Source organism: Taibaiella koreensis (assembly GCF_003545715.1).
Classification (GTDB): Bacteria; Bacteroidota; Bacteroidia; order Chitinophagales; family Chitinophagaceae; genus Taibaiella; species Taibaiella koreensis.
Genome location: NZ_QVNU01000001.1, coordinates 797,808 through 823,571 on the forward strand (window position 1 = coordinate 797,808; position 25,764 = coordinate 823,571).

The following is a 25,764-nucleotide window of genomic DNA, read 5'->3' on the forward strand; positions in this document are numbered from 1 at the left end:
GATAAATAAAATGACACAGCTGCCCGCAGGAAAACGGGCAGCTGTTTATGTTGACAGCGGGCTTGACGGTAGACGCGCTCAATTTCTGACCAGGGGCAGGGTACCTACCTTATTGTTATAATATAGCTTCATATAGTACATGCCGGGACGAAGAAAACTGATGTCAAGGTCAAGAATGCCAGGGCCGGTTAATGCTGTCTTGAGGATTATTTCCTTGCCGGTAATGTCGTAAAGGGCTAGCTTCAAAGGGCTGGCCGATACAAACAACTTACACCTGCTGCCGGTAACGGGATTGGGGTACAGGTAAGCATCGTCTGCATTGTTATTCTGAATGGCGACCACCGCCGAATAGGTTTTGGCGCCGTCGCGATCTTCTTGTTCCAGCCGGTAGAAAGACGTGCCGGGCATGGGTGTGGCATCAGTATAGCGATACGTCTTCTTTTCCCGGCTGAAGCCGTTGCCCGGTAAGGAGCATAAGTCGTTCCAGCTTTTCTGGTCGGTGCTGCGTTGTACCGTAAACTGCAGGTTGTTTGTTTCCGATGCTGTAGCCCAGTGCAGCTGTACCTTTTCCTCTTCAAGATGTCCGTTGAAATACAGCAGGCTTACGGGCAGCGCCTGGCAAGATACATCTGTGCCCAATAAGCTGTATTGGAACACGCCTGAGCGGATGCTGTTGATGAGCGTCGTATTGTCGGTAGTATTGGCGGCTCCGGGCGTTTCGTTGGCCGCCGTCGCATTAGCGAACCGGCTGCCGTAGTAGTAGCTGCCGCAATCGAGGTAGACCACTGTATTGGCTGCAGTGCCAGTATAGCCATTGAAGGAAGGCAAGCCTACCTCCGCAAAATTGGGAAATACGGTAAAAGGATTACTAATTGCAGGAGTACTGAAGCCGAAGCCATGAAAAAAAGTGCCGTCCGGACGTCGTGTCTGTATGGCATCGCCATTGTTGGCCAGGCCTATCTGGCCGGTCCAGTTGGCGGCCAGGGGAGGAATAGTGTTTGCGGTATAAGCATAGCTCGTGGAAGTAGCATTGGGCGTACCGCTGCAGGCCCGCAAAAGGGTGCTGGTGCCAGGCATATAATAAGTATATCCGCCGTTTTCGATATGCATAATGTCCTGCCCGCTTCCGTTCAGCTGCCTGAAGGTCCAAGCGGGATTGGGATCGGCGACATTATAGATCACAATAAGGGCGCCGATAGGTACGGCAGCAAGGGTATCGTTAAGCGCAAAGCGGAAATGCCCGTTGGCAATGCCGGGTGCTACGCCTCCCGCAAGCTGAAAGTCACCGTTGTTATCGTCAATGATCCAATCCCGCAGATCTACCGTGCCTGTAGCCTGTGTAGTGCTGCCGACCACCAACAGCTCAATGAATTCCTGGGCACCTGCGGGTCCTTGTGAAATTTCATTAACGATGATACCCTGGGCAAACGATATTCCGGTGAAAAAGATAGTCGTCAGTGCGGCAATAGCCGCCGGGAGTACAGCTCTTTTCATAGAAGGTTTGGTTTGGTTATCTTTAAATTACAAATACCCACTGCTTTTAGCGCACAACAAAGGCCGGCCGGCTGATTTATGCGGTCGGTTTTCGGCCATGGCAGCTTCACAGGTAAATGGTCACTGCTTTGGTTGTCTGTTTACTGAGAATGGCTGTCATTGTATTGCACAACTATTGTTAAAGTTTTTTTGTTCATGTAAAATGAGCTTATAGTCAATAAGCGTATAAATGCATATTTTCTATGTTGACCCGGTGCATATTTTAGGGCACTGAAGCATGGCCGTGTGGCCGGCGTTTCCGTTTGGGCCCCACTGTCAAGCCTGGGTTGTGGGTTATGCCGGCGATTTAATTTGTAATCCTTTTGCAATCCTTTTATTTTTGCCGCCTGCCTGGATTGATTTCTTTACATTTAATGCTCGCATTAAAACCAATTTCCTGTCCCATACATGAACAGAAAGCAAAGTATAGCGGAAAGTGCGTTGGCCTTGTTTGCCAGCAGAGGTTATGACAATACCTCCACGCAGCTGATCGCAAAGGAGGCGGGGGTTTCAGAGGCGCTTATATTTAAGCACTTTGGCAATAAGGAAAAGCTGCTGGCCTTTATCATCAAAGAAGGATATAAACGCATTGTAGAGCATAACCGGGGTGCTTTCCAGGACAAGCAGCCGCTTGATTTCATCTACACTGTAATTGAGCTTCCCTATAAGCTGGTGTGGGAAGAGCCGCAGTTCTGGGAGCTGCAATACCGCCTGCTGGATCTTGAAATATCCATGAAGCAACACGAGCGTTTTATGCAGCCGCTGAACGCTATGCTGGTTAAGGCCTTTAAAGAACTGGGCTACGAAGATCCGGAAAAAGAAACAGAGCTGATGCTGGTCTTTGTCGAAGCCTTCTGGAAATACCTGATCGCGCACAGGGAAGAGAACAAGACCAAATTTCTGGAGCTGCAGCTTTTTTTCAAAACAAAATATGCGCAGCATCAATGATCGTAAGGAGGCCAGGATGCCTCCTTTTTTATGATACTTAAGACAATTGATATCAAACAATACGTATAATGGAATCCTTTACGCTAAGCGGGCAATACGTTGCCATCGAGGAGAAGAAAATATTTCCGGCCGAGCTCAGCATCGCCGGAGGTCGCATTGCGGCGATAAGGCCGCTGGAAGCGGCGCCCATGCGCTATCTGCTGCCGGGCTTTGTAGATGCGCATATCCATATTGAAAGCTCGATGCTGGTTCCCACGGAATTTGCCCGCGTGGCGGTAACACATGGCACCGTCGCTACCGTAAGCGATCCGCATGAAATTGCCAATGTGTGCGGTGTGGCAGGTGTAACCTATATGATCGGGAATGCTGCCGGCTCACCCTTGAAGTTTAATTTCGGCGCACCCAGCTGTGTTCCTGCTACATCATTTGAAACGGCCGGCGCCACTATCGATGCTGCCGGCATTGACGCGTTGCTGCAGCGCGACGACATCCGCTACCTGGCCGAAATGATGAATTTTCCCGGTGTGCTCAATGGTGATGAGCAAGTGATGGCCAAGATCGCTGCAGCACAGCACTATGGTAAGCCCGTCGACGGCCATGCGCCGGGACTACGTGGGGCGGAGGCCCGACTGTATGCCGCAGCAGGTATCAGCACCGATCACGAATGTGTGACCCTGGATGAAGCCCTGGACAAGATTGCCGCCGGCATGCTGATACTCATCAGGGAGGGGAGCGCTGCGCGGAATTATCAAGCGCTGGCGCCACTCTTACATAGCCACCCGCGCAAGGTCATGTTCTGCAGCGACGATAAACATCCCGATGAGCTGCTGAAAGGGCACATCAATGAATTAGTGGTGAGAGCAGTGGCAGAGGGATACCCGGTATTTGATGTGCTGTATGCAGCTTGTGTGCTGCCGGTGCAGCATTACGGGCTCGATGTGGGACTCCTGCGTGAGGGAGATGCCGCCGATCTTATTGTTGTTGATAATCTCCGGGAATTCACGGTGCTGGAGACTTATATTGATGGCTGTAAAGTAGCAGAAAACGGCAGAAGCCTTATCGCAGCTACCCCGGTGGCATCGATCAATCACTTTAGCATATCTCCCCTGGTGCCACAGGCATTTGCTCTGCCTGCGCCTGAAGACAATGTTTCCGGCGTCCGTTGCCGGATCATCGACGCGCTCGACGGTCAATTGATCACCGAAGCTTCAGAAGCGGTATTGCCGGTAGCCGGCGGATATGTGATGACCGATAGTACGCAGGATGTGTTGAAGATCGCAGTGGTCAATCGCTATCGCAACGCAGCCCCCGCCATTGGCTTTATCCGCAATTTCGGGCTTAAGCGTGGCGCGCTTGCTTCAAGCGTAGCGCATGACAGCCACAATATAGTCGTGGTAGGTGTTGATGACGGGAGCATTTGCCGGGCCGTGAATACAATCATTGCGCACCGGGGCGGCATCAGCCTGGACGACGGTACGTCTTCCGAAGTAATGCCCCTGCCGGTTGCGGGCCTTATGACCGACGGCGATGCCGTTACGGCGGGCAGGCTATACGAGGAGCTTAGCCGGAAAGCGGGTACGCTGGGGACCAGCCTGGCGGCGCCCTTTATGACCTTGTCATTTATGGCTTTGCCGGTAATTCCTTATTTGAAGATGACCGATAAAGGCCTGTTTGATGTGGGGGAATTTGCATTCACTACTGTGCTGCATTAGTCCCGCGATAGGCGCTAATAATGCATAAATTGGCAAATATTCTTTAAATTTGTCCTTTGTTTAGCCAGAGGGGCTGTTATGAAGTACCTTATCCTGATTTTATTATTTGGTGTGATATCGCCGGGCCTCCATGCCCAGCAAGCGATCGTCGCCAATCCTGTTGCATCGGTTTCCGAAAAAGAGAGGCCCCAGTATCCGGGTGGTGACGCTGCATTGAAAAGATATCTGTGCCTGAACCTTCGTTATCCCAATAAAGCTATCGATCAAAAGATACAGGGCGAGGTTGTTGTTTCCTTTCTTATCGATGAGCAAGGCCACATCTCCGATATTGCGGCCACAAAAGGTATCGGTTATGGCTGCGACGAGGAAGCTATACGGGTAGTGAAAGCAATGCCCAAATGGCAAGCTGGCCGGTTGAACGGAAAGCCCGTGAAGATGACCTATAACCTGCCCGTTGTTTTCGAGCTGCAAGAAGATGGACCAGAAAAGTAGCACATGAAGGACACGCACATGAGAAGACTTAGTGGTATCTTATGGTTCCTGCTCGTGGGCTCAGCCATTTCCTTTGCGCAGGAGAAGACCGTTATTCCCAGGCAAATACTCACCAGCGCCGGGCAAATGCCCGAATTCCCGGGAGGGAATGATGCCCTGAAGACCTATCTCGCCAAGTCTGTTCGTTATCCCAAAAGCGCTTATAAAAAAGGCATACAGGGCCGGGTGCTTGCCCGTTTTATCGTAGAGCCCGACGGCAGCGTTTCTGATCCCGAGATCATAAGCAGCCTCAGCGAGGACTGTGACAAAGAGACCCTGCGTGTGATCAGGAAGATGCCCCGTTGGCATCCGGCACGACAAAATAATGCCTTTGTGGCCGTGTATTACACTTTACCCATTACCTTTAGCCTCGAATAATGCTTATGAAAAAAAGTATCCTGATACTGCTGGTATTCTTCCTGCCCTTTTGCGCCATAGCGCAACAGCAAAAACAAGCCCCGGCAAAAGAACCCGCTGCCTCTGGCCCGGGCTCACACGACAGGCATAAAGAGCACAAGGTATACCGTACCGTGCAGCAGACGGCGGAATTTCCCGGCGGGGCAGTCAATTTGCAGAAATTTCTGAAACAGCATTTTCATTATCCGCCTATGGCATTTAAACAAGGCATCGAAGGCAGGGTTATTCTGCAATTTATTGTTGATAGCACCGGTCAGATCAGCAATGTTAATGTAATGAAAGACATTGGCGGCGGCTGTGGCAATGAGGCTGTGCGGCTTGTAAAGGCGATGCCTCGCTGGCGCCCGGCAAAGCAGGATGGGAAACCCGTCAGCAGCTACTATTCATTGCCCGTTTCTTTTAGTAAAAGCAATGTGGATACCACAGCAATAAATCGATAACATTATGTGGTACAGAATGGGAATGATACTGGCGCTGTTCGGATTTAGCCATGCAGCAAGCGGGCAGCAAATAGATACGCCCGTTCCGGCGCCCTCTCATCAGTCGCAAGATGTCCCGGTTGATGCTCCGCCACCCGCAACGATTGCGGAGGTCAAGTGGGAAAAAGTAGATCAGATGCCAGAATTTCCAGGCGGACAGCGGGCTTTGATGTCCTATCTCTCCGGCAAGCTGCAGTATCCCGCCAAGGCTGTAGAAGCCGGCGTAGAAGGGAAGGTGCTGGTAGAATTTGTTGTTTGCGAAAATGGCGCCCTATGCGAAGAGAAGATCATCAGGCGCCTCGGTAGCGGTTGCGATGAAGAAGTGCTCCGCGTAGTAAAGGCGATGCCCCGGTGGCAGCCTGCCCGTAAAGATGGGAAACCGGTAAAAACGATCTACAGGTTACCGGTACAATTCAAGTTTGCAGAAGAAGCAATATCCAAGGAAAAGAAATAACCTATTGATGTTCGAAAAGATATTCGAAGATTTTTCAAAATTACATGTAGTGGTGGCCGGCGATGTCATGCTGGATAATTATCGCTGGGGTGAGGTGGAACGTATTTCTCCGGAGGCCCCGGTGCCTGTAGTGTCCATCCGCCGGTCGGAAAGCCGGTTGGGCGGCGCCGCCAACGTAGCGCTGAATTGTAGCGCATTAGGCGCAAAAGTAACGGTGGCCAGCGTGATCGGCGACGATGAGGAAGGCCGTATGTTATTGCAGTTGCTGGAAGAGCAGGGGATCGGCACCGACCTTGTGCGGAAAAGCGATGTCCGCATCACGACCACCAAAACACGTATCCTGAGCCGCAACCAGCAAATGGTACGCCTGGATACCGAGATGAAGGAAGAGCTGAATACCCGCGATGAGCATGCCTTTATCGACGCCACATTGCGGTTCCTGCAGATACAGAAGCCCGATGTACTTATTTTTGAGGACTATAATAAGGGCGTGCTGAAAGAGAATGTTATTAGCAAGATCATTGCCCATTGCAGAGCGCTCAACATACTGGTCGCCGTTGATCCCAAGCGCGACCATTTTTTTGCCTATCGCGGGGTCGATATATTCAAGCCTAATCTGAAAGAGGTGAGAGAAGGCTTGCATCTGCCGCTCCCTGCCATCGATCAGCCGGAGATGGATGAAGTGCATCGCTTGCTCCGGGAAAAGCTGCAGCACCGTATTTCCTTTGTAACCCTTTCGGAGCGGGGCGTTTACTACCACGATGAGAACGGCGGAAAGATAGTACCTTCGCACCTGCGCGATATTGCAGACGTGAGCGGCGCCGGCGATACCGTGATCGCGGTAGCCGCTATGGTGTATGCGCTTACCCGCGATGCCGGCCTGATGGCCGAGTGGTCCAATATTGCCGGTGGCCTCGTTTGCGAGGCAGTAGGCGTAGTCCCCATCGATAAGCAGAAGCTGCTTGGGGAAATATCGCGGCTGAGTGGCGCGGGACAATAAAAGATCAATACACGTTACTTTATTTTTAACCTTTCAAAAACCGGGATATTGATCCCAGAACACGACAAATGTCTTTAATTACAGTAGGCACAATGGCCTTCGACGCACTGGAAACACCTTTCGGAAAAGTAGACCGTATCATAGGCGGTTCGGCAACTTATGTGGCCTGGGCTGCATCCAATTTTTATCAGCCTATCAAACAAGTTTCCATCGTTGGCGGCGACTTTCCGCAGGAAGAGTTTGATCAATTGGCTGCCAGGGGCGTTACTTTCGAAGGTGTTGAGATCGTGAAAGAAGGGAAATCTTTTTTCTGGAGCGGAAGGTATCATTTGGATATGAATACCCGCGACAGCCTGATTACAGAGCTTAATGTGCTGGAGCAGTTCAATCCCCAACTGCCCGAAAGCTATCAGGATTGTGAATACCTGATGTTGGGCAACCTGGTACCTGCTGTACAACAAAGTGTGATCCATCAGCTGCGCAACCGCCCGAAGCTGATCGTTATGGATACCATGAATTTCTGGATGGACGTTGCCCTGGCCGATCTGAAAGAAACCCTTAAACTGGTTGACGTATTGGTGGTGAACGACGCCGAGGCGCGCCAGCTTTCTGAAGAATATTCCATTGTAAAAGCTGCCCGGAAGATCATGGCCATGGGCCCACGCTTCCTGGTGGTGAAAAAGGGAGAGCATGGCGCTTTGCTGTTCCATGAAGACCGTATTTTCTCTGCGCCGGCACTGCCGCTAGAGACTGTGTTTGATCCTACAGGCGCCGGCGACACCTTTGCCGGGGGCTTTATCGGCCACCTGGCCCGCACCGGCGATATCTCCTTCGACAATATGAAGACGGCGATCATCGTAGGTTCCGCTATGGCTTCATTCTGCGTGGAAAAATTCGGGCCCGAGAGAATGAAGGAAATTTCACAAAATGATATTGCCCGGCGCATGCAACAATTTTCTGAGCTGGTTAATTTTGAGACCGCTACGGTTTGAGCCGGCGAAAAGCAAAATCCCGTCTCAACCTGCATTCCGCAGGAGAGATGGGATTGGGTATAATTTGTTCTAAAATTACATATTACAATGCTGCATAAAACCAAGATCATCGCAACCGTAGGGCCAGCTTGCGATACCTATGAAAAGTTGCTGGCCCTGGTCAATGCCGGCGTTAATGTATTTCGCCTCAATTTTTCTCATGGCTCCCATGAGAAGCATGCCGAAGTGATCAGTAACATCAAAAAAATTAACGACGAATACCCTTTCAACATAGCGATACTAGCCGATCTTCAGGGACCCAAGTTGCGCGTGGGCGAGATCGAAGACAACTCTTTGCTGCTGCTGCAGGATGATATTATTACGTTTACCAATGTGCCTTGTACCGGCACCAAGGATGCCATTTACATTTCTTACCCTGATTTCCACAAGGATGCAAAAGTAGGCGAGAGTATATTGCTGGACGATGGCAAGATAGAGACCCGCGTAACTGAGATCACTGCCGATGGCCGTGTAAAAGCAAAGGTGATCAATGGTGGCGTATTGCTGCCCCGGAAAGGTGTTAACCTTCCCGATACCCAGATTTCGATTCCTTCTCTTACCGAAAAGGACCTGCGCGACCTGGACTTCATTATTAGCCAGCGCATCGACTGGATCGGCCTCTCGTTTGTACGCCGTCCCAACGATATCCTGGATCTCAAAATGAGATTAAAAGATAAGGGCAGTCCGGCCAAGATCATCGCCAAAATAGAGAAGCCGGAAGCCCTGCAGCACCTGAGAGAGATCATCCTGGCCTCTGATGCGGTGATGGTGGCACGGGGCGACCTGGGTGTGGAAATGCCGGTAGAGAAAATACCCATGATCCAGAAGGAGATCGTTCGTAAATGTATTCACAGAGCCAAGCCTGTGATCATCGCCACCCAGATGATGGAAAGCATGATCGACCGTACGCGTCCTAACCGCAGCGAGATCACTGATGTTGCCAACGCGGTAATGGAAGGCGCCGATGCCGTGATGCTTAGCGGCGAAACCGCAATGGGCGCCCATCCCGCGCTGGTAGTGCAGACGATGGTCAACATTGTGCGGGAAGTCGAAAAGGAAGAAACAGTGTATAACCGCAATCTGGTACCCCAGCCGCATTCTCCTTCTTTCCTCAGCGATGCCTTGTGCTATAATGCCTGCAAAATTGCGGAAGATGTACATGCTGATGCGCTCATTGGGATGACACAGAGCGGCTATACCGGCTTTATGCTGTCAAGCTTCAGACCATATTCCGCGCTGTTTGTCTTCACCAAGACCCAAACCCTGATTAACCAGCTTAGCCTGAGCTGGGGTGTGCAGGCTTTTTATTACGATAAAGAAGAAGGCGTGGACAGCATTATTGCCGATCAGATCGCAATACTGAAAGAAAAAGGATTGCTCAAGACGGGCGACGTTGTGATCAATACCGGCAGCACGCCTGTAAATGAGCATTTGCCTACCAATATGCTGAAAGTAACCAAGGTGATTTAGTAAGATATTCATTCATATCTCAAAATGACATTGCCGGCCTCCAGGCCGGCGATGTCATTTTGAATAGCTGTATCTGTTAATAAGGCGTACGGCTAATCAATGGCCTGTACTCAGCATAGCGATATTCGGGTGGCAGATCGATCATATTATCAACTGCGCTGTGGGTGATGTGTCCAGTAATGGCATCCCTTCGTTCGAAGGAAAAAGTAAAGCCCTCTCTTTTGTTATGAATTACAGCATCGATATATTCAAGGGTGTCGAGATGAGCGCCTTTCCATTGTAAAGTATAGGCATAGCCACCGCCCAGGCCCACATAATAGGCCGTAATGATCTTACGGTCAAAATAAAAGGTTGGATTGGGTAAGTTGATCCTTTGATGACGGAACTGATTTTTCCGGCGATCAAAGAGAAAGATCGTGGCGCCATATTTAAAACCTGTTCCGGAGGCTCCGTAGCACTCAACCAGCAGATCTTTATAGCCATCGCCATTCATGTCTATCAGGCTATCGATACCATAGCACGCTGTATAATCCCCTTTTGCTCTTAATTGGTTGAGCAGTCGCGTTGCTTTTCTGCCCAAAGGAGACTCATCCGGTGGTGCGGGACCGGAAGGAGCAACGGATGGAGATATCTTGTTTGCTGTAGGATATTGATGTGTCGTGATCGCCGTTTGTTCTGCCGGTTGCGTATTACCGGCAAAACAACTCATCATCAACCCGTATAAAAGGTAAGAACCGGATGGCGCCGGCCTTAGTTCTTTTGCGCGGCCCATTCTTTTACTTGTTGCTCCAGGATGTCGAGCGGCATGCTGCCATTCTTCAATACCTCATCGTGAAAGGCGGCGATATTGAATTTGGCCCCAAGTTTGGCAGCACATTCCTCCCGTAACCGTTTGATGGTAAGTGAACCTACCTTATAGCCAAGCGCCTGTCCCGGCCAGGCCATATAACGCTCGATCTCGATAGTGGCTGCTTCCTGCGAGATCTGCTCATTGTCTGTCATGTACTGGATCGCTTCCTCCCGTGTCATATGGCGGGCATGCAGGCCTGCATCGACCACCAGCCTTATGGCGCGATGCATTTCTGCTCCCAGCGCGCCCAGGTATTGATAAGGATCGGTATACAGACCCAACTCCTTACCCAGGCTCTCGCAATAAAGCGCCCAGCCTTCGATATAAGCATTGTCGCCTGTGGAGAACCTGCGGAAGGCTGGCAAAGTAGTGTCTTCCTGCTGCAGGGATATCTGGTAGTGGTGACCGGGAATGGCTTCGTGCAGGAACAAGCTCTCCATCTGCTCTTCTACCACATTGTACTTTGTGGGATCGAGGATCAGTACATAGAAGATTCCTGGCCTTTTGCCGTCGGGGCTGCCCTGGAAATATTGGGACGAGCCGCTTTTGACACGATAGGCCTCGATCTGCCTGATCTCAAACGGTGTCCGGGGCTCATGAAGGAACAGCTTGCGCAGCTGCGGTTTCATGCGGGTATGAATGTTTTCATAAGCAGCAAGAATTTCATCGGCATTATGAAACGGCATAAAACGTTTGTCGGTAGCCAGGTAGCTGAAGAAAGTCTTCAGGTCGCCGGAAAAGCCGGTAGCGGTTTTGATGCTATCCATTAGCGTCCTGATGCGTTTAACTTCCGAAAGGCCCAGGTTATAGATCTCTTCGGCGCTCATGCGGGTAGAAGTATTGGCCCTCACGGCATAGTCGTAATAGGCTTTGCCATCGGGAACATCCCATATGCCCGAGGAGCTGCGCGCGGCAGGCAGGTACTCGTTCTGAAGGAAGGCGCCAAGCTTTTGGTACGCCGGGTTGATGATGGTCGCAATGGCTCCCCGGTAGGCATTGCCAAGGCGGGCCTGCTCGGGCGAGGTAATCTCTCCCGGAAGCTTCAGGATGGGTTGGTAGAAGACTGAAAGCTTTGGATCGACCGCGACCATGTCTTTCATTTGCGGGATCATTTTGGCTACCAGCGCCTTGGGCAGCACATAATGGGCAGCCATTCCCTTCCTGAAATAAACGATCACGCTGTCGACGTATGGGCCAAAGGCTTTCATCCGCTGCAGCCAGTTGTCATAGTCCTGCACGGTGTTGAATGGCTGGATCAATGCGCCGCTACCCATTTGGGCAAACGTAAGATGGAAGCCTCCGATCTGCTCCAGCGGCATGTAATTGCTATGGAAGTTAAGGCCCTCCAGCCGCCGTTTTAATTCATAATCGAGACAATCGTAGTTGATGCGGTCTTTAGCATTTAAATCTTCCCGCCGGAAGCCCGCCAGTTCTTTCCGGTACCGCTCAAGGTGCGTTTTGATCTTACCGCGATAGCTGTCGGTGAAATCGATATAGAGCTTATCGTTAAAACGGTTGTCGCCATTGGCAGTTGCTTCCAGGGGAAAGAGTGCGATATTATCCTGATAGTATCGCTCAAAAAGCGCTGCCAGGGACGTGTTCCTGGCCTGGCTGCCGGAGCTTGCCGGGGTATCGGAACAGGAGGTAAAATAAAGGAGGCAGCAAAGCAGGAAGTATACTGACTTGTTCATGAGTGGTTTGGCTTTAAGCATGATGAAGATAAAGCTTTCCGCTGATAATTGATATCTGGCTCCGGATTATACCGGCTGGCTGCCATGTTTTTGGTTACGCAGTACATTCTCTGCATCCCAGGGTATCTGATGCACAAAGGGATGCTGCCGCACGGGACAGGACTCCAGGGCGCAGATGCGGCAGGAAAAAGATTCACAGCCGTCGACATGTACGAACAGCTCTATGGCGTCACCGAATTTGAGCCTGATGAGATGGTCCAGGGATTCGATCTCGTTATGGGCTTCCCGCACATTATAATACCAGGGAAGGGTGAGGTGGCCGTCGAGATGCAGTACGTTGCCGTACTGGATCATCCGCAGGTTGTGCAGGTCGGTCCACTGCTGCCGGCGATGCTCCTGCAGGTAGGCGATCAGCTCCTCCAACAGCGCGAGGTCGGCTTCATCCATGATCCCTGCCAGTGATTTGCGCATGACCCTATAGCCGGTGACCAGTATAATGACAGCGAAGATAATGGCGACCACGGCATCCAGCCAAAGCCATCCGGTGAGCCTCATCAGGAACAGGCCCGCGATGATGCCGACGGTGGAATAGGTGTCGGTACGGAGATGCCTTCCTCCGGCCTGCAGTGCAGCCGATTTGGCCTTGATGCCCCTTTGTATGGCATAAGTGCCCGCGGCATAATTGACCAGGGCTGTAAAAGCCAATAAGGCCAATCCCCAGTCCAATGCCGTTACACGGCCGGGATGGTGAAGGCTTTCGACAGCTTCGTAAATAATAGCGATACCGGCGATGATGATCAGTGTACCTTCAACCGCAGAGGATATGAACTCGGCTTTACCATGGCCATAGGGATGGTTGCGGTCCCTGGGCTTACTGGCGAGCCAGATGCTATACCAGCCTATAAGTCCTGTCGCAACATTGACCGTACTTTCCATAGCATCGGTGAATACGGCCACAGACTTGGTCCACCACCAGGCTACGATCTTGATCAGGAACAGTGCTATCGCCAAAAAGGCGATATTGCGTTGAAGACGGACCTGGCTGGCCATAACCGGATTGATTTGAGATAAGAGGCAAAGTTAAGAAGACGAAAGGTCCTCAGCGAATGCGGTTTCTTTTAATTTATCATTACGGAAAAGCCTGTGCAGCGCGGCTGCTGTCCAGCTGCCCAAACCTGCGGTGATAAAGCCAAGCAGCACAGTAACCGCAGTCATGAACCAGGAAGAAGGCAAATGGAACAGAACAGCCATTTTCCTGCTGAGAATATGCTCGTTGGCCTGGTCGGTAATGATACACAGCAATAAGTAACAAAGAGCCGCGCCCAGTCCGGCAGCAAGAAACGACATGCCGTTGCGGCGTAAAGGCAGCAGCAATGTGATACAAAAGCCGATGAGTGCGGGTATCCACCAGGGCATTATCATCAATGCAAAATAACAGGCGGCGGCATTGAGCAGCATGATGAATAAAAAGCGCATGATTACCTGGATTAATAAAGCAAGTTAATCCATTTTTACCTTTTTTTGTGCCAATTTTGTGCCCACATGAAACCGGTAGCTGCTTTTTTCCAATTAATAAGATGGCGTAACTTAGTTATCGTGCTGCTGACGCAGTGGTTCATATGGCAATGCGTGATCAGACCTATGGCTGCGTGGAGCACCGTTCCGGTTTTCCTTACCACTGCTCATTTTTTGCTACTCAGCCTTTCAACAGTATTGATCGCAGCTGCCGGATATATCATCAACGACTATTTCGACGTAAGGATAGATCTTATCAACCGGCCACAGAAAGTGATCATTGAAAAGGTGATCAGCCGTAGGGCGGCTATACTATGGCATAGCCTGTTCAATGTGGTCGGCTTTCTGCTGGCATTATACCTGGCACGCCAGCTGGGCAATTATTTTGTGGTGATCATACAGCTGGCATGTACCATATTGCTATGGTTTTATTCCACTGCGTTCAAACGGCAGTTCGTTACCGGCAACGTAGTAGTCGCCTTGCTTACCGGGCTTACGGTAATGATTCTTGCCGTATACGAACCGGCGCTTTACCCGCATGTCAATTTCCGCTACTTCCTGGAAGAGCAGGGCAGGGTGCTGGTCAATCCCTTCGGTGTGATTGCGGTCTACACCTATTTTGCCTTTATGCTCACCTGGATGCGGGAGATCGTAAAAGATATGGAGGATTTTAAAGGGGATGCCGAAGATGGCTGCGTCACCATGCCGATACGCATAGGCTTGCAGCGCTCTGTTTTTTTTGTGATCGGTTTTGGTATCCTTGCTATAGCACCCCTGAGTATGGCCGCGGTAAAGCTGTTTTCGGGCAGCTGGTCGATACTGGGTGTCTATATACTCGTTGCTCTGGTCCTTCCATTGATCGCCTGGCTGCTCTACCTGCCGCGGAAAGCAACGGCAAAGCATTATGGCGATGCCAGCCGCTGGCTCAAGATGATCATGCTGGCCGGTATCGCTTCCTTATTGTTATATTTTTGGCTGCAGTATTACCTGTAGCATACTGAATGTCATGAAAAAGATCATACTCGCTTCCCAGTCGCCGCGCCGCAAGCAATTGCTGGAGCAGGCCGAATTGTCCTTTGAGATCAGGACCGCACACGCCAACGAGGAATTTCCCGATACGATTGAAGCCGCGCAAGTGCCTTTGTTTATTGCCGGCAACAAAGCCCGGGCGGTATGGGATGCCCTGCCGGAAACGGAACGGTCCCAAACCATAATTATCGCTGCCGATACGGTAGTGGTGCTGGACAATCGTATTATTGGAAAACCGGTTGATGAGGCCGATGCCTGTGCCATCCTGCGCAGCCTTTCCGGTCGCACACATAAGGTGATTACCGGTGTGGTGATCCTGTCGGACGGACAGGAGGAAACCTTGCAGGAGATTACAGAAGTAGATTTTCTGCCATTGTCTGAAGAGCAGATTACACATTACGTATCCCATTACCAGCCTATGGACAAGGCTGGGGCATATGCCATCCAGGAATGGATAGGCCTTGTGGGCATCCGGCGCATCGCCGGAGACTTTTACAATGTAATGGGATTACCGGTCAACCGCGTGCTACAGACCCTGAAACGCCTTTCCTGAGTAGTTTTTGTAAGCTGGTTGTTAATGTGAGCGGCGTTATGCATGAATATCATTGCATAACGCCGCTGTACCTGCTACCTGGAATGGTCAATCGATGAGTATATCGCCCGTCATCTCTTGGGGAATAGGCAGGCCCATGTAGCGCAAAATAGTAGGCGCAATGTCGCCCAGCTTGCCCGGGCGAAGGCTGCCTTTATAATCGTTGGAAATAAGGAAAAGCGGTACGGGGTTGAGGGAATGGGCCGTATTGGGGCTGCCATCCTCATTGACAAGATAGTCTGAGTTGCCATGATCGGCGGTAAGGAATATGCCGTAGCCTTTCTCCAGTGCCAGCGGCACAATGCGGGATACGCAATGATCCACCGTCAGCGTTGCTTTGATCGCCGCTTCCCATACGCCTGTATGTCCTACCATATCGGTATTGGCAAAGTTGAGGCAAATAAAGTCGGCGCTTTGCCTTTCAATCTCGGGAAGGATCGCTTCCGTGATCTCGTTGGCGCTCATTTCCGGCTTCAGGTCATAGGTGGCTACGTCTTTAGGGGAGGGTAGTAGAATGCGCCTTTCCCCTTCAAAAGGCTCTTCGCGTCCGCCGGAGAAGAAAAAGGTCACGTGCGGATACTTCTCTGTTTCCGCGATCCGGATCTGCTTCAGATGGTCTTTTGCCAGCACTTCACCCAAGGTATTGTTGAGATTATCGTTGTGAAAGATAACCCCGACATTCCGGAAGCTATGGTCATATTCGGTCATCGTGACGTAGTGAAGCTGCAAGGGTTGCATATCCTGTTCGGGGAAGGCCTGCTGGGTAAGCACCTCGGTAATCTCCCGGCAACGGTCGGTCCTGAAGTTGAAGCAGATCACAGCATCGCCGTCCCGGATCTCGGCAAGCGGGTTGCCATCGCTGTCGGTAGCAATAATGGGCTTGATAAATTCGTCGGTAATGCCGGTGGCATATGAGGCCTTTACTGCTTCCAGCACGTCCTGTGTACGGTGGCCCTTGCCTTTTGTCAATGCGTCATAGGCGAGCTTTACCCGCTCCCAGCGCTTGTCGCGGTCCATAGCGTAATAGCGCCCCGTAACAGATGCCAGTACCCCCCTGGTACCTGTAAGATGCTGTTGCAGCTCTTCCAGAAAGCCCAGGCCGCTTTTGGGGTCTGTGTCCCTGCCATCGGTAAAGGCATGGACGGCATACCGGGGTACGCCAGCTTCTTCGGCATACCGGCATAAGGCTTCCAGGTGCCGTATATGTGCATGTACACCGCCATCACTTACCAGACCGATGAAATGAAGCGTTTTATGTTGTTCTTTGCAATAGTCCAGTGCCGCTTTAAACACTGCATTTTGCTGTAGCTCGCCGCTCTGCACAGCGATATTGATCCTTTGGAGCTCCTGGTACACAATGCGGCCTGCGCCTATATTCAAATGGCCGACCTCCGAATTGCCCATTTGCCCTTCCGGAAGACCTACAGCCTCGCCGCAGGTAATCAGCTCCGTATGGGGATAGGTATGGTAAAGGGAAGAGACAAAAGCAGGGTGTGCATTGGCGATGGCGTCGGCCTTCGGTACCTTACCATGGCCCCAGCCGTCCATGATAATCAACAGAGCGCGTTTATGATTCATGCGCGCAAAGATAGGAAAGGTTCGGCCGCATAAAACATGTTCCTGCTAGCGCCTCCAGGTTTTGGTTCCGATCGGTTTTTTTATGATTTTTGCCGCTTTCGGCACCACCATTATCCACCAATTCTCCTATTTGCAAAAAAAAGTGCTAAAAAATTGATTTGTGGCATAATTATTGATCATAAATTTTTATAAACCCCATAACCAGACCAACCACGTATGTAAGTATCCAGGCAAGACATGAGAAAATATTTGGCTATATTTATTGCTGCAATATTTGTATTTGGTAGTGTTTTTGCACAGCCTCAGGTCGATGACGTATCCAATTCATTGAATAAGGGCGAAGTGTCTAATGTGGTGAAATATTTCGACAAGATCGTAGATATCACCATTAACAATGACCAATCCACCTATAGCAAGTCGCAGGCCGAGATGGTCGTGAAAAGCTTCTTTTCCAAAAATCAGGCTCGCTCCTTTTTCGTCAGACATAAGGGTGTCGCTTCGAGCGACAACTCTGTGTTCGTTATTGGCGAACTAAAAACGGCAAACGGCCCTTACAGGGTCTATATTTTTTTCAAGCAAAGAGATAAGAACTACTGGCTGCAGCAGATAAAGTTTGAGCAGTAATTCGCCCCTTCCGGGCCTCCGCTATTTTTTGCTATTTTTGCCCCTCTAAAACAAAAGTCAATCCGTTTTGCATGGCAAAAATAATCCCATTTAAAGGCTTGCGGCCGCCACCATCCCTGGCTTCACAGGTAGCTACCTTACCCTACGATGTCTGCAGTGTAGAAGAAGCCCGCCAGTTCAAAGACAATCCCTATCATTTCTACCATGTCACCCGCTCCGAGATCGATCTCAGCCGCACGGTTGACGTGCACAGCCCCGAAGTGTATGAACGGGCAGCCGAAAACCTCAATGATATGATTGAGAAAGGCATCCTGGTGCAGGATAAAGAGCCTTGCTATTATCTCTATCAATTGGTGATGAACGGACGGTCCCAGACAGGCCTGGTATGTGGCTCCTCTATCGACGACTATAACAACGGCATCATTAAGAAGCATGAATATACCCGGCCCGAAAAAGAGCTGGATCGCATCAACCATATCAAAGCAACGCATGCGCAAACCGGTGTGGTATTCCTTGCCTATAACAATGTAGCGGCTATGGACCGCTTTGTTGCAGATTGGAAGCAGGAGCACGCGCCCGAATATGATTTTACGGCCGAAGATGGCATTCGCCATACTTTATGGGTCATTAGCGACTATAGCAAGGTCAGCATAATTACCGACCTGTTTGCCGACGATGTACCTGCGACCTATATTGCCGATGGCCACCACCGCGCAGCTTCGGCGGCCAGGGTTGCTGAGGAATTCCGCGAGCAGGGCCTTCGCATTTCCGGTGACGAATCTTTCAATTACTTTATTACCTGTATTTTTCCCGCCGATCAGCTGGAGATATTGGACTATAACCGTGTGGTGAAGGATCTGAATGGGATGAACGCCGGTACTTTTCTGGCTGCGCTGGGAAAAGATTTTACGGTTTCGGAAAAAGGGAAGGCTCCTTATAAGCCACAGCAGCCGCATGAATTTGGCCTGTATATAAATGGGACCTGGTACCTGCTTACGGCACGCGAGGGCAGCTTCAATACCGACCCCATCGGTGTACTCGATGTGAGCATCCTGCAGCAGAATGTGCTGAGCAAGCTGCTCAACATTAATGATCCCCGTACTGATAAGCGCGTGGAATTTGTAGGGGGCATCCGCGGCCTGGCCGAACTGGAAAAACGCGTGGATAGCGGAGAGATGGCAGCTGCCTTCGCCTGCTACCCGGTAAGCATCCGTCAACTGTTTGAAGTAGCCGACAGCGGTAACGTGATGCCACCGAAGAGCACCTGGTTTGAGCCGAAGACCCGCGATGGTCTCGTAGTCTATATGATCTGATTTTTTTGAAAAACAATTGACGAACGGTGACCGGAACTTATTCCGGTCACCGTTTTTTATTTGTTTTGTATGTAGAGACGTTGCATGCAACGTCTCTACATACAACAGCATGCAACGTCTCTACAACACAACACCTGCATGCGACGTCTCTACAACACAACCATGCAACGTCTCTATGCACAGGATCATTTTGCCCGCAGCAGCATTTCAATATGGGGAATATTATCTTCCAGGTACGCTGCGCCTACAGGCTCAAACCCCATGGATTCGTAAAAACGTTGCAGGTATTCCTGTGCGCTGATACGCACAGGTACGGCGCCCCAATGCTTTCTGATACTGTCCAGAGCCTCCTGCATCAACTGTCTGCCGATGCCTTTGCCCCGTATAGCTGTATCATTGGCCACACGGCCTATGGAAACTTCAGGATAAGATGCGCCGGCAGGTAAGATGCGGCAATAGGCTACCGCCAGCCCCTGCTCGTCGTTGCACCACAGATGAAGCGCTGCCTGGTCTTTGTCGTCGAGGTCCTGGTAAGGGCAATTTTGTTCTACCACAAAAATCCGGCTCCGCAGCTGAAGCAGGGAATAGAGTTCGGCGGTACTAAGCGTGTCAAAAAATTTGCAATGCCAATTCATGTTGCAAATATAACCGTATATAGTATGCGCATGGTAACAACTTCTTGACTTTGTTTTACAGGGCATTCCTTATTTTTACCCCTCACTAAACGGCGACCTCATGACCCAACTCAACCCAACAGGACCTTCAGATGCAGCCCCCCGACCGCAGCGTAGCGCAGGGTTTTATCTGCTGCAGGTGATCCGCGTTCTTGTCGGACTGTTATTCATCTTCTCAGGGCTGATCAAGGCCAATGATCCTTCCGGCCTCGCTTACAAGATGGAGGAATTCTTTGAGCTGTGGCATATGATGTTCTTTGCTCCCTATGCGCTTACCTTCTCAGTGATGATCATTGTGTTTGAGATCGTCGCAGGTGTAGGGCTGCTATTGGGCTATGCCTTCCGGCAGTTTTCGTTCCTGCTGTTGCTGCTCATGATCTTCTTTACTTTTCTTACCGGCTATGCAATATGGTACGAGCATGTGAATCATCGTGAACTTAAATGTGGTTGCTTCGGCGATTGTATCCCGCTTACCGCCATGCAAAGCTTCACAAAGGATATCGTGCTGCTGATCCTGGTCGTGATTCTTTTTATAGCAAGGAAGCATGTGCCGGCATTATACCGCAGGCCCATCAATACTTCGCTTATGATCCTGGCGTTGTTTGGCTCGCTCTATGTTCAATGGTATGCCCTTGAGCATCTGCCTTATGTAGATTGCCTGCCCTTTAAGGTGGGTAACAATATCCTGCAAAAGATGCAGCCGCCTCCCGGTGCTACGCCCGATGTTATTGAGTATCGCTACACAATGAAGAATCTGAAGACAGGCGAGACCAAGGAGATGAGCCTGGAAGAATATACCAATTCCAACATCTGGCAGGACACCCTGAACTGGAAGACAGAAGGAGAGCCGAAAGAGACGCTTATCAAAAAGGGTAATAACACACCGGAGATTAAAGAATTTAATGTAAGCGATTATGACGGCAACGATTACACAGAGACACTGCTGAAAGAGCCGGGTTATAATTTTATTTTCTTTGTGAAAGACGTGCGTAAGGCTTCTACACGTAACCTCGACAAGCTGCGTCGCCTTTTTGCCAAATGTGAGAAGAACAATGTGGGTTTCTACCTGCTCTCCGCCAACTCCAAAGAAGAAACGGAAAAGTTTATACGGGATAACAAGCTCAATATTTATTATTTCGCCATCGACGCTACAGTATGCAAAACGGCTATGCGCAGCAATCCGGGATTGATGCTGATCAAAGCCGGTACAGTACAAGGTAAATGGAGCTATAATGACTACCCCGGCGACTTTGAACTGAAAGGCGAAAAGCTCCTCATCAAGCGCTAGCGGCCTATTGACATTTCTTTATGACTCGGCCGAAAACTAAAACATTACCAGGATGTTAATCATGCATAAATCAAAACTTGCATACTATGTCTGGTCTATTGTATCTCATTGCTGTCATCCTGGTAATAGGATGGGTATTTGGCTTTTTCGTTTTCCACGTAGGCGGCGGATTGATCCACATCCTGCTGGTAATCGCCATCATAGCCGTGTTGCTACGGCTCATCAGGGGTGAACGGGTATAAGTGTGTGTTGCTGCCGCTCTGATAAAGAAAGCAGGAGCTGCCCCGCAGGCGCAGCTCCTGCTGCTTTAATGGTAAAGCCGGTAGCCTGAACGGAGTATTACATGTCGATCGGCGCTCGTTCCGGCAACGAAAGCATGACCTTCGGATATAAGCCTGTCGGCATGCCGATAAAAAATGCCCGGAATGGGTCCGGGCATTTTTTATAATGGCTGTAGCGTTGCTGTGGTCTTAAGAAGCACGGCTGAATTTGATCACCATCGATTTGTATTCTTTGCCTTTTGCTGTATTGTACATTTCCATTTCCTGGGTATTGTCGTCGATCCAGCGCATCGTTTGCCTTACAGGCATTGCTTTTCCTGTAGCGGGATCAGTAGTCGTACCCTTGAGTTCCAGCATTTTCTTCGTGGCATCGTATTTGCCCTCCATATACATAACGCCGGTACCCATATTATCGATCCAGGTGCTGAAGAAAACCTTGCGTCCATTGTCGTAGCCGGTAGTGCTGATGCCTTCGAAAGGCATACCCATCATATCGCCGGTATGTACACTGCGCTGGTAGCGGCCGCCGAGGATCATTTCATTGGTGCAGGAGGCTTTGGCCGAAGTAGGCGGTGCGCCGGGTGTCATATAAAATGTGATCTCCTCGTTCCATTTGCCATTGTCTTTAGCCATCATCTGGTGCTGTTCGCCCGGTGTCATAAAGGCCATCCAGGCCTTTTCTTCCGCTGTCTGCGCTACAGCAGAGAGGCTAATAAGTGTTGCTGAAAGTAGTAAGAGCTTTTTCATAAAATGAAGTTTTGTGCAAATATATTCCATTAATTTCTATGTTGTGTTTGCTTTAATAAGAATTTCATATATAGCAAAGGAGCTGCTCTTGCGAACAGCTCCTTTGCGGGATGAAAGCCGGTTGAAGGATAATTAAAGGATATCGATCACTTTGTTGGTTGCGATCGAGGCCTCTTTCTTGGGCAGGGTCAGCAACAAGATGCCGTTGTTATAAGCAGCAGTGATCTTTTCTGTGTCTACCTGGTCGCCAAGTGTGAAGCTACGTTTGAAGGAGCGTTGCTTAAACTCCTTGCGCAGCCATTTACCTTCTTCTTTTTGCTCGTTTTCTTTGTGGTCAAAAGAAAGGGTCAGCACTTTATCGTTGACCTGGAGTTTGAGCTCTTCTTTGGCAATACCCGGGGCAATTACTTCAAGGGTATAGCCTGCTTCGTTTTCTTTTACATTCACGGGCACATGATAGGCATTGCGTATCCATTCGTCATGTGCGGCATCGTCGCGGAAGAAACGGGCGGCATTGCCGTTAAAAATATCTTCAACAAGGCCATTGAAAGTACGGGGCAGGAAATGATTTGTTCTTACCATTTTCATTAGATTTAAGTTTGAATTAAAATTTTTTAAGGTTACTTCTGTTTGGAAGCTGTAGAACAAATCCTGTACCACGACAATAATTGCGTCTTTTTGTCATCTTGTTGGATGTTTTAAGGTCAAAATGTCATTTTCTCTATATTTTTGAAGTGAATAATAGGCATGGGTCATGAATTTTAAGCAGAATAGCCTCATATTTAAAAAAAAACATTTCATTTTCCCGTTCTTTTTTTTGAAATTTGCCTTACTTACGATGGGTTAGTAAGTAAAGCTCTGCCGCTCCGGACTTCTTCGCCGGGGCGGTTTTTTTTTGTACCCATACTTATCCTGCCAGAAGAAATAAAGCAAGGTTATAGATAGCTATTGTATCCCTTGTATGTCCTGTAGTTGAAGCATCCAGCAAGCAAGTCCTGGTGATTAAAACCTGATTGAAGGCTTTATACCGCGCATAAAAAAGAGAGAAGGCTTTTGGCCTTCTCTCTGCATATGTTGCTAATGCGTTTAAAACTTGGCAGCGAGCTTTACATTGATCAAACGTGCGGTAAGCCTGTTGGGAACCGCATACAGGCGATTGCTGGTATAATCCTGTATCCATTGATACGAAAGTGTATTCTGTATGCCCAGCAGGTTGAAGACCTCCGCGCTGAGCCATACCGATTTGAAAGCACTGAAAAAGCTGAAAGCCGGGCGGTTCTTTTTCGCCCCATCGATCAGCAATGCAGAAAAGCCTATGTCCACACGCTTATAATCGGGAATACGAAGCTGGTAGGCCGGATCAAGTCCTTTGTCGGGCGGGCTGAAAGGCAGGCCGGTGGCATACATCAGGTTAAGGAACATTTTAAAGTTTTTGTTACGGGGCAGGTAATCGGAAAAGAACATACCGAAATTGACACGCTGGTCGGTAGGTCGCGCAAAGTATTGCGAATAAGCGCCGGTAGCAGGATCAAGAATAGCATTATCCGTTTTAAGATAACCCACGCTTACCCACGATTCCGCGTCTTTCACCAGGTCGCCGAACAGACGTACTTCGCCGCCATAAGCATAGCCCTTACCATTGTTGTTGGCATAATAGCGTATCCGCACATTATCGTATTCGTAAGGCACCAGGTCCCATAGTTGCTTGTAATAAACCTCTGCCGTAACCTTGAAAGGCCGGTCGCCCCACATCTTGAAATTATAATCCAATCCGGCGGCGGCATGATAAGATTTTTGGGCTTTCAGTTCCGTATTCAGATTGCCCTGCATATCGCGCATCTCCCGGTAAAAGGGTGGCTGGGCATACAAGCCGGTGGACAGCCGGAAGACCACATCCCTGTTCCATTTCGGCTTTAAAGAATACTGGGCCCTGGGGCTAATGATCAACTCTTTGTTAAGCGCCGTATAGTTGGCCCTTACACCTATGGTCAGCGTCATGATATCATTGAGCAGGATATTGTCCTGGATGAAGGCAGAGAACCGTGTATAATCGAGCTGGTTGTTGGCCTTGTAGGTCTTGGCCATGCGTATAGCGCTGGTATCGTAGGGCTGGGTAAAGCCGGCCGAATCGCGGCGTTGCCATTCCAATAGTTTATCGTCTATATTGACGTAAGTAGCGTCGAGACCCCACAGCACATAGTGCTTGCCCAGGTCGTGTGTGCCGCGTAGGGCTATGGTGCCCACATTGGCGGTAAGGTAGTTACGGGCGTAGTCGTGGATCACGCCTGTGCCCAGGCTGTATTTTTCCTGTCCGAAATCAGGCTTGCCCAGGTCGGCTTCGAGCGCATAGAAAGCATACTCACCATAAATGTCGTAGGTTTCATATTCGTTGGTCTGGAACCTCGAGGCCAGCAGCTTGATCTTAGTCTTCTTCGTCGGGCGGAAAGAAAGGGAGAGGCCGGCAAAGCGGGAATCAAACTGGTCGCGCTCATTACCCTGGAAGACGGTACGCAGCTTGTAGGCTTCGTTCACAAAGCCAAATGCAGCGACGCTTTCTTCCGGCTGGAAGTTAAAGCGGTTCCGGGCATAGTTGCCAATCAGCTCCAGTTCCCAGCGATCGTTAAAGCGATAGTTGATCAGTCCCTGAATATCGGTAAAAGACGGATTGTATTGCCCTTTGGTCGGCTGTGATTGCAACAGGTACTGGTTGGATTTCTGCCTCACGCCCAATAGATAGGTCAGCTTCTTATTGCGGGTAGCACCTTCCACATGTGCCTGTATGCCCAGCAGGCTCAGCATTACAGAGCCTGCAAATTTTTTGGGACGCTTGTAGGTAACATCCAGCACCGACGACATCTTATCGCCGTATTTGGCTTGAAACCCGCCTACCGAGAAGTTGACGCCTGCCGTAAGGTCGGAGTTGACAAAACTCAAACCTTCCTGTTGGCCGCTACGGACCAGGAAAGGGCGATAGATCTCGAAGTCGTTTACATATACCAGGTTCTCGTCAAAATTACCGCCACGTACAGTGTATTGCGAAGTGAGCTCATTATTGGAACCCACCAGCGTCTTCAGCAAGCCTTCCACGCCGCCCACCGGGCCCGGGTTCAGGTCCACATTCTCCAGGTTTACCACTACGTTCCCCGCTTCATGCCGCGCCTGGTTGTCCTTTACTTCCACCTCGCCCAGCATATTGTTGTAATAGCGTTTCATGACGATGTCCCTGGTGAGCCCATCGCCGGAAGTCGCCTTTACGGAGAAAGCTTCCGGCTCGAAACCCAGGTAGGTAATGCGGAAGCTTATTTTTTTTCCGGTAGGAATATCGATATGGTATATGCCGCTGCTATCGGTAAAAGCGACATTATCGGTGCCGGTCTCTTCAACCGGTATTTTAAACAGAGGGACGTTGTCTTCGTCGGTGATCCTGCCGGAAAGCGTTGCTTTTTGCGCCCGGCTGGCAACGACCCAACCGATACAACAGAACAGTAGAAGTAGAGATTTTTTCAAAGGCATATCTGATGCCAAAGAAAACGAAAAAAAACGAATTTTATTGTGGAAATCTGGTCATACGAGCCGGCGTAAAGGCTTCCTATAAGGCCGGTCGGGCGAAAGCGCTTAGTTCTTATTCACAGGGAACAGGAAAAGCTTATCTTTTTCCGCCAGCAAGCGATGTACCTGCTGCTTTTTGCGGATGATCCGGTACCGTTGAAGATCTATGATCTCCGTGAGTCCGAGATGGCACTTGGTAATGCGGACATAGGACAAGTAGTGAAGCAAATAGAGTGCTTCCTTATTGTTGACCGCAGTTATATTCTGCGGGTATTGCTTCCATATTTTCTCACTACGTCCGAACATAACCATGCCGTTAAGGCCGGCAAAGCAAGATGCTTTGCCTAATAAACATTTCTTTTATGGCTTTTGGGAGCTTTAATCCTGCTGAGATCATTACAGCCGCAACCACGGGAACTTGCGCAGCTTTCCAGTAATAATCCTAATGCCAGTGCGAT

General features: G+C 50.0%; 26 protein-coding genes. 15 read left to right on the top strand and 11 right to left on the bottom strand.

The genetic code is table 11. From position 1 onward, the window contains the following. Nucleotides 1–78 precede the first annotated feature (78 nt). Nucleotides 79–1,494, bottom strand: a complete 1,416-nt coding sequence (locus tag DZK30_RS03575) for a T9SS type A sorting domain-containing protein (protein WP_118972694.1) — start codon at nt 1,492–1,494, stop codon at nt 79–81. 447 nt (nt 1,495–1,941) lie between these two features. Here DZK30_RS03575 and DZK30_RS03580 point away from each other — a divergent pair, with 447 nt between their 5' ends. The 9 genes from DZK30_RS03580 to pyk all read left to right on the top strand — a co-directional run bounded on the left by DZK30_RS03580 (nt 1,942) and on the right by pyk (nt 9,575). Further along, nucleotides 1,942–2,481 carry a TetR/AcrR family transcriptional regulator gene (locus DZK30_RS03580; RefSeq protein ID WP_118972695.1) on the top strand — a complete coding sequence of 180 codons (540 nt, stop codon included), beginning with the start codon at nt 1,942–1,944 and terminating at the stop codon, nt 2,479–2,481. Between the two features lie 68 nt (nt 2,482–2,549). After that, nucleotides 2,550–4,193, top strand: coding sequence for an adenine deaminase (gene ade, locus DZK30_RS03585; RefSeq protein ID WP_205529349.1), 1,644 nt, complete (start codon nt 2,550–2,552; stop codon nt 4,191–4,193). A 78-nt stretch (nt 4,194–4,271) separates the two neighbouring features. Beyond that, nucleotides 4,272–4,685 (top strand): energy transducer TonB, encoded by a 414-nt coding sequence (locus DZK30_RS03590; RefSeq protein WP_118972697.1) that lies wholly within the window; start codon nt 4,272–4,274, stop codon nt 4,683–4,685. A 3-nt stretch (nt 4,686–4,688) separates the two neighbouring features. Beyond that, a complete protein-coding gene (locus DZK30_RS03595; RefSeq protein ID WP_118972698.1) occupies nt 4,689–5,102 on the top strand; it encodes an energy transducer TonB in 414 nt (137 codons plus the stop codon). Nucleotides 5,103–5,107: 5 nt separating this feature from the next. Further along, nucleotides 5,108–5,581 (top strand): energy transducer TonB, encoded by a 474-nt coding sequence (locus DZK30_RS03600; RefSeq protein WP_162902815.1) that lies wholly within the window; start codon nt 5,108–5,110, stop codon nt 5,579–5,581. A gap of 4 nt (nt 5,582–5,585) precedes the next feature. Continuing rightward, the gene (locus DZK30_RS03605; RefSeq protein ID WP_118972700.1) at nt 5,586–6,074 is read left to right on the top strand and encodes an energy transducer TonB; all 489 of its coding nucleotides are present in this window, start codon (nt 5,586–5,588) and stop codon (nt 6,072–6,074) included. Between the two features lie 7 nt (nt 6,075–6,081). Continuing rightward, nucleotides 6,082–7,074, top strand: coding sequence for a bifunctional heptose 7-phosphate kinase/heptose 1-phosphate adenyltransferase (locus tag DZK30_RS03610; RefSeq protein WP_118972701.1), 993 nt, complete (start codon nt 6,082–6,084; stop codon nt 7,072–7,074). A 68-nt stretch (nt 7,075–7,142) separates the two neighbouring features. After that, nucleotides 7,143–8,066 carry a PfkB family carbohydrate kinase gene (locus DZK30_RS03615; protein WP_118972702.1) on the top strand — a complete coding sequence of 308 codons (924 nt, stop codon included), beginning with the start codon at nt 7,143–7,145 and terminating at the stop codon, nt 8,064–8,066. Between the two features lie 87 nt (nt 8,067–8,153). Then, a complete protein-coding gene (gene pyk / locus DZK30_RS03620; RefSeq protein WP_118972703.1) occupies nt 8,154–9,575 on the top strand; it encodes a pyruvate kinase in 1,422 nt (473 codons plus the stop codon). A 76-nt stretch (nt 9,576–9,651) separates the two neighbouring features. Here the strand turns inward: pyk and DZK30_RS03625 are convergent, their stop codons facing one another. The 4 genes from DZK30_RS03625 to DZK30_RS03640 all read right to left on the bottom strand — a co-directional run bounded on the left by DZK30_RS03625 (nt 9,652) and on the right by DZK30_RS03640 (nt 13,592). Next, nucleotides 9,652–10,287 (bottom strand): hypothetical protein, encoded by a 636-nt coding sequence (locus tag DZK30_RS03625; protein WP_162902816.1) that lies wholly within the window; start codon nt 10,285–10,287, stop codon nt 9,652–9,654. Nucleotides 10,288–10,325: 38 nt separating this feature from the next. Then, nucleotides 10,326–12,116 (bottom strand): DUF885 domain-containing protein, encoded by a 1,791-nt coding sequence (locus DZK30_RS03630; protein WP_118972705.1) that lies wholly within the window; start codon nt 12,114–12,116, stop codon nt 10,326–10,328. A gap of 66 nt (nt 12,117–12,182) precedes the next feature. Then, on the bottom strand, nt 12,183–13,166 hold the full coding sequence (locus DZK30_RS03635) for a cation diffusion facilitator family transporter (protein ID WP_118972706.1): 984 nt from the start codon (nt 13,164–13,166) through the stop codon (nt 12,183–12,185). Between the two features lie 30 nt (nt 13,167–13,196). Then, on the bottom strand, nt 13,197–13,592 hold the full coding sequence (locus DZK30_RS03640; protein ID WP_118972707.1) for a hypothetical protein: 396 nt from the start codon (nt 13,590–13,592) through the stop codon (nt 13,197–13,199). 66 nt (nt 13,593–13,658) lie between these two features. Between DZK30_RS03640 and DZK30_RS03645 the strand changes: the two genes are divergently transcribed. Then, nucleotides 13,659–14,624 carry a geranylgeranylglycerol-phosphate geranylgeranyltransferase gene (locus DZK30_RS03645; protein ID WP_118972708.1) on the top strand — a complete coding sequence of 322 codons (966 nt, stop codon included), beginning with the start codon at nt 13,659–13,661 and terminating at the stop codon, nt 14,622–14,624. A 13-nt stretch (nt 14,625–14,637) separates the two neighbouring features. Beyond that, nucleotides 14,638–15,213, top strand: a complete 576-nt coding sequence (locus tag DZK30_RS03650; protein ID WP_205529350.1) for a Maf family nucleotide pyrophosphatase — start codon at nt 14,638–14,640, stop codon at nt 15,211–15,213. A gap of 87 nt (nt 15,214–15,300) precedes the next feature. Here DZK30_RS03650 and gpmI read toward each other — a convergent pair whose 3' ends face one another. Continuing rightward, on the bottom strand, nt 15,301–16,830 hold the full coding sequence (gene gpmI / locus DZK30_RS03655) for a 2,3-bisphosphoglycerate-independent phosphoglycerate mutase (RefSeq protein WP_118972710.1): 1,530 nt from the start codon (nt 16,828–16,830) through the stop codon (nt 15,301–15,303). A gap of 237 nt (nt 16,831–17,067) precedes the next feature. Here gpmI and DZK30_RS03660 point away from each other — a divergent pair, with 237 nt between their 5' ends. Together DZK30_RS03660 and DZK30_RS03665 are read left to right on the top strand one after the other, a co-directional pair. After that, on the top strand, nt 17,068–17,454 hold the full coding sequence (locus DZK30_RS03660; protein ID WP_118972711.1) for a DUF4783 domain-containing protein: 387 nt from the start codon (nt 17,068–17,070) through the stop codon (nt 17,452–17,454). A gap of 71 nt (nt 17,455–17,525) precedes the next feature. Beyond that, a complete protein-coding gene (locus tag DZK30_RS03665; protein ID WP_118972712.1) occupies nt 17,526–18,767 on the top strand; it encodes a DUF1015 domain-containing protein in 1,242 nt (413 codons plus the stop codon). A gap of 185 nt (nt 18,768–18,952) precedes the next feature. Here DZK30_RS03665 and DZK30_RS03670 read toward each other — a convergent pair whose 3' ends face one another. Next, on the bottom strand, nt 18,953–19,402 hold the full coding sequence (locus tag DZK30_RS03670; RefSeq protein ID WP_118972713.1) for a GNAT family N-acetyltransferase: 450 nt from the start codon (nt 19,400–19,402) through the stop codon (nt 18,953–18,955). Between the two features lie 100 nt (nt 19,403–19,502). Here DZK30_RS03670 and DZK30_RS03675 point away from each other — a divergent pair, with 100 nt between their 5' ends. Together DZK30_RS03675 and DZK30_RS03680 are read left to right on the top strand one after the other, a co-directional pair. Further along, a complete protein-coding gene (locus tag DZK30_RS03675) occupies nt 19,503–20,729 on the top strand; it encodes a BT_3928 family protein (RefSeq protein ID WP_118972714.1) in 1,227 nt (408 codons plus the stop codon). An 86-nt stretch (nt 20,730–20,815) separates the two neighbouring features. Then, complete coding sequence (locus tag DZK30_RS03680) at nt 20,816–20,971, top strand: lmo0937 family membrane protein (RefSeq protein ID WP_118972715.1); 156 nt, start codon at nt 20,816–20,818, stop codon at nt 20,969–20,971. Nucleotides 20,972–21,199: 228 nt separating this feature from the next. Here the strand turns inward: DZK30_RS03680 and DZK30_RS03685 are convergent, their stop codons facing one another. The 4 genes from DZK30_RS03685 to DZK30_RS03700 all read right to left on the bottom strand — a co-directional run bounded on the left by DZK30_RS03685 (nt 21,200) and on the right by DZK30_RS03700 (nt 25,612). Further along, on the bottom strand, nt 21,200–21,757 hold the full coding sequence (locus DZK30_RS03685) for a DUF1579 domain-containing protein (protein ID WP_118972716.1): 558 nt from the start codon (nt 21,755–21,757) through the stop codon (nt 21,200–21,202). 132 nt (nt 21,758–21,889) lie between these two features. Continuing rightward, a complete protein-coding gene (locus tag DZK30_RS03690; RefSeq protein WP_205529352.1) occupies nt 21,890–22,339 on the bottom strand; it encodes an Hsp20/alpha crystallin family protein in 450 nt (149 codons plus the stop codon). Between the two features lie 504 nt (nt 22,340–22,843). Continuing rightward, the gene (locus DZK30_RS03695) at nt 22,844–25,264 is read right to left on the bottom strand and encodes a TonB-dependent receptor (RefSeq protein WP_162902817.1); all 2,421 of its coding nucleotides are present in this window, start codon (nt 25,262–25,264) and stop codon (nt 22,844–22,846) included. A gap of 108 nt (nt 25,265–25,372) precedes the next feature. Next, the gene (locus tag DZK30_RS03700) at nt 25,373–25,612 is read right to left on the bottom strand and encodes a hypothetical protein (RefSeq protein ID WP_118972719.1); all 240 of its coding nucleotides are present in this window, start codon (nt 25,610–25,612) and stop codon (nt 25,373–25,375) included. Between the last annotated feature and the right edge of the window lie 152 nt (nt 25,613–25,764).

What these genes read in the sequence shown, in the direction of transcription:
- DZK30_RS03575 (WP_118972694.1), bottom strand. Translation starts at nt 1,494, where the DNA reads ATGAAAAGAGCTGTACTCCCGGCGGCTATTGCCGCACTGACGACTATC.
- DZK30_RS03580 (WP_118972695.1), top strand. Translation starts at nt 1,942, where the DNA reads ATGAACAGAAAGCAAAGTATAGCGGAAAGTGCGTTGGCCTTGTTTGCC.
- ade (WP_205529349.1), top strand. Translation starts at nt 2,550, where the DNA reads ATGGAATCCTTTACGCTAAGCGGGCAATACGTTGCCATCGAGGAGAAG.
- DZK30_RS03590 (WP_118972697.1), top strand. Translation starts at nt 4,272, where the DNA reads ATGAAGTACCTTATCCTGATTTTATTATTTGGTGTGATATCGCCGGGC.
- DZK30_RS03595 (WP_118972698.1), top strand. Translation starts at nt 4,689, where the DNA reads ATGAAGGACACGCACATGAGAAGACTTAGTGGTATCTTATGGTTCCTG.
- DZK30_RS03600 (WP_162902815.1), top strand. Translation starts at nt 5,108, where the DNA reads ATGAAAAAAAGTATCCTGATACTGCTGGTATTCTTCCTGCCCTTTTGC.
- DZK30_RS03605 (WP_118972700.1), top strand. Translation starts at nt 5,586, where the DNA reads ATGTGGTACAGAATGGGAATGATACTGGCGCTGTTCGGATTTAGCCAT.
- DZK30_RS03610 (WP_118972701.1), top strand. Translation starts at nt 6,082, where the DNA reads ATGTTCGAAAAGATATTCGAAGATTTTTCAAAATTACATGTAGTGGTG.
- DZK30_RS03615 (WP_118972702.1), top strand. Translation starts at nt 7,143, where the DNA reads ATGTCTTTAATTACAGTAGGCACAATGGCCTTCGACGCACTGGAAACA.
- pyk (WP_118972703.1), top strand. Translation starts at nt 8,154, where the DNA reads ATGCTGCATAAAACCAAGATCATCGCAACCGTAGGGCCAGCTTGCGAT.
- DZK30_RS03625 (WP_162902816.1), bottom strand. Translation starts at nt 10,287, where the DNA reads ATGATGAGTTGTTTTGCCGGTAATACGCAACCGGCAGAACAAACGGCG.
- DZK30_RS03630 (WP_118972705.1), bottom strand. Translation starts at nt 12,116, where the DNA reads ATGAACAAGTCAGTATACTTCCTGCTTTGCTGCCTCCTTTATTTTACC.
- DZK30_RS03635 (WP_118972706.1), bottom strand. Translation starts at nt 13,166, where the DNA reads ATGGCCAGCCAGGTCCGTCTTCAACGCAATATCGCCTTTTTGGCGATA.
- DZK30_RS03640 (WP_118972707.1), bottom strand. Translation starts at nt 13,592, where the DNA reads ATGCGCTTTTTATTCATCATGCTGCTCAATGCCGCCGCCTGTTATTTT.
- DZK30_RS03645 (WP_118972708.1), top strand. Translation starts at nt 13,659, where the DNA reads ATGAAACCGGTAGCTGCTTTTTTCCAATTAATAAGATGGCGTAACTTA.
- DZK30_RS03650 (WP_205529350.1), top strand. Translation starts at nt 14,638, where the DNA reads ATGAAAAAGATCATACTCGCTTCCCAGTCGCCGCGCCGCAAGCAATTG.
- gpmI (WP_118972710.1), bottom strand. Translation starts at nt 16,830, where the DNA reads ATGAATCATAAACGCGCTCTGTTGATTATCATGGACGGCTGGGGCCAT.
- DZK30_RS03660 (WP_118972711.1), top strand. Translation starts at nt 17,068, where the DNA reads ATGAGAAAATATTTGGCTATATTTATTGCTGCAATATTTGTATTTGGT.
- DZK30_RS03665 (WP_118972712.1), top strand. Translation starts at nt 17,526, where the DNA reads ATGGCAAAAATAATCCCATTTAAAGGCTTGCGGCCGCCACCATCCCTG.
- DZK30_RS03670 (WP_118972713.1), bottom strand. Translation starts at nt 19,402, where the DNA reads ATGAATTGGCATTGCAAATTTTTTGACACGCTTAGTACCGCCGAACTC.
- DZK30_RS03675 (WP_118972714.1), top strand. Translation starts at nt 19,503, where the DNA reads ATGACCCAACTCAACCCAACAGGACCTTCAGATGCAGCCCCCCGACCG.
- DZK30_RS03680 (WP_118972715.1), top strand. Translation starts at nt 20,816, where the DNA reads ATGTCTGGTCTATTGTATCTCATTGCTGTCATCCTGGTAATAGGATGG.
- DZK30_RS03685 (WP_118972716.1), bottom strand. Translation starts at nt 21,757, where the DNA reads ATGAAAAAGCTCTTACTACTTTCAGCAACACTTATTAGCCTCTCTGCT.
- DZK30_RS03690 (WP_205529352.1), bottom strand. Translation starts at nt 22,339, where the DNA reads ATGGTAAGAACAAATCATTTCCTGCCCCGTACTTTCAATGGCCTTGTT.
- DZK30_RS03700 (WP_118972719.1), bottom strand. Translation starts at nt 25,612, where the DNA reads ATGTTCGGACGTAGTGAGAAAATATGGAAGCAATACCCGCAGAATATA.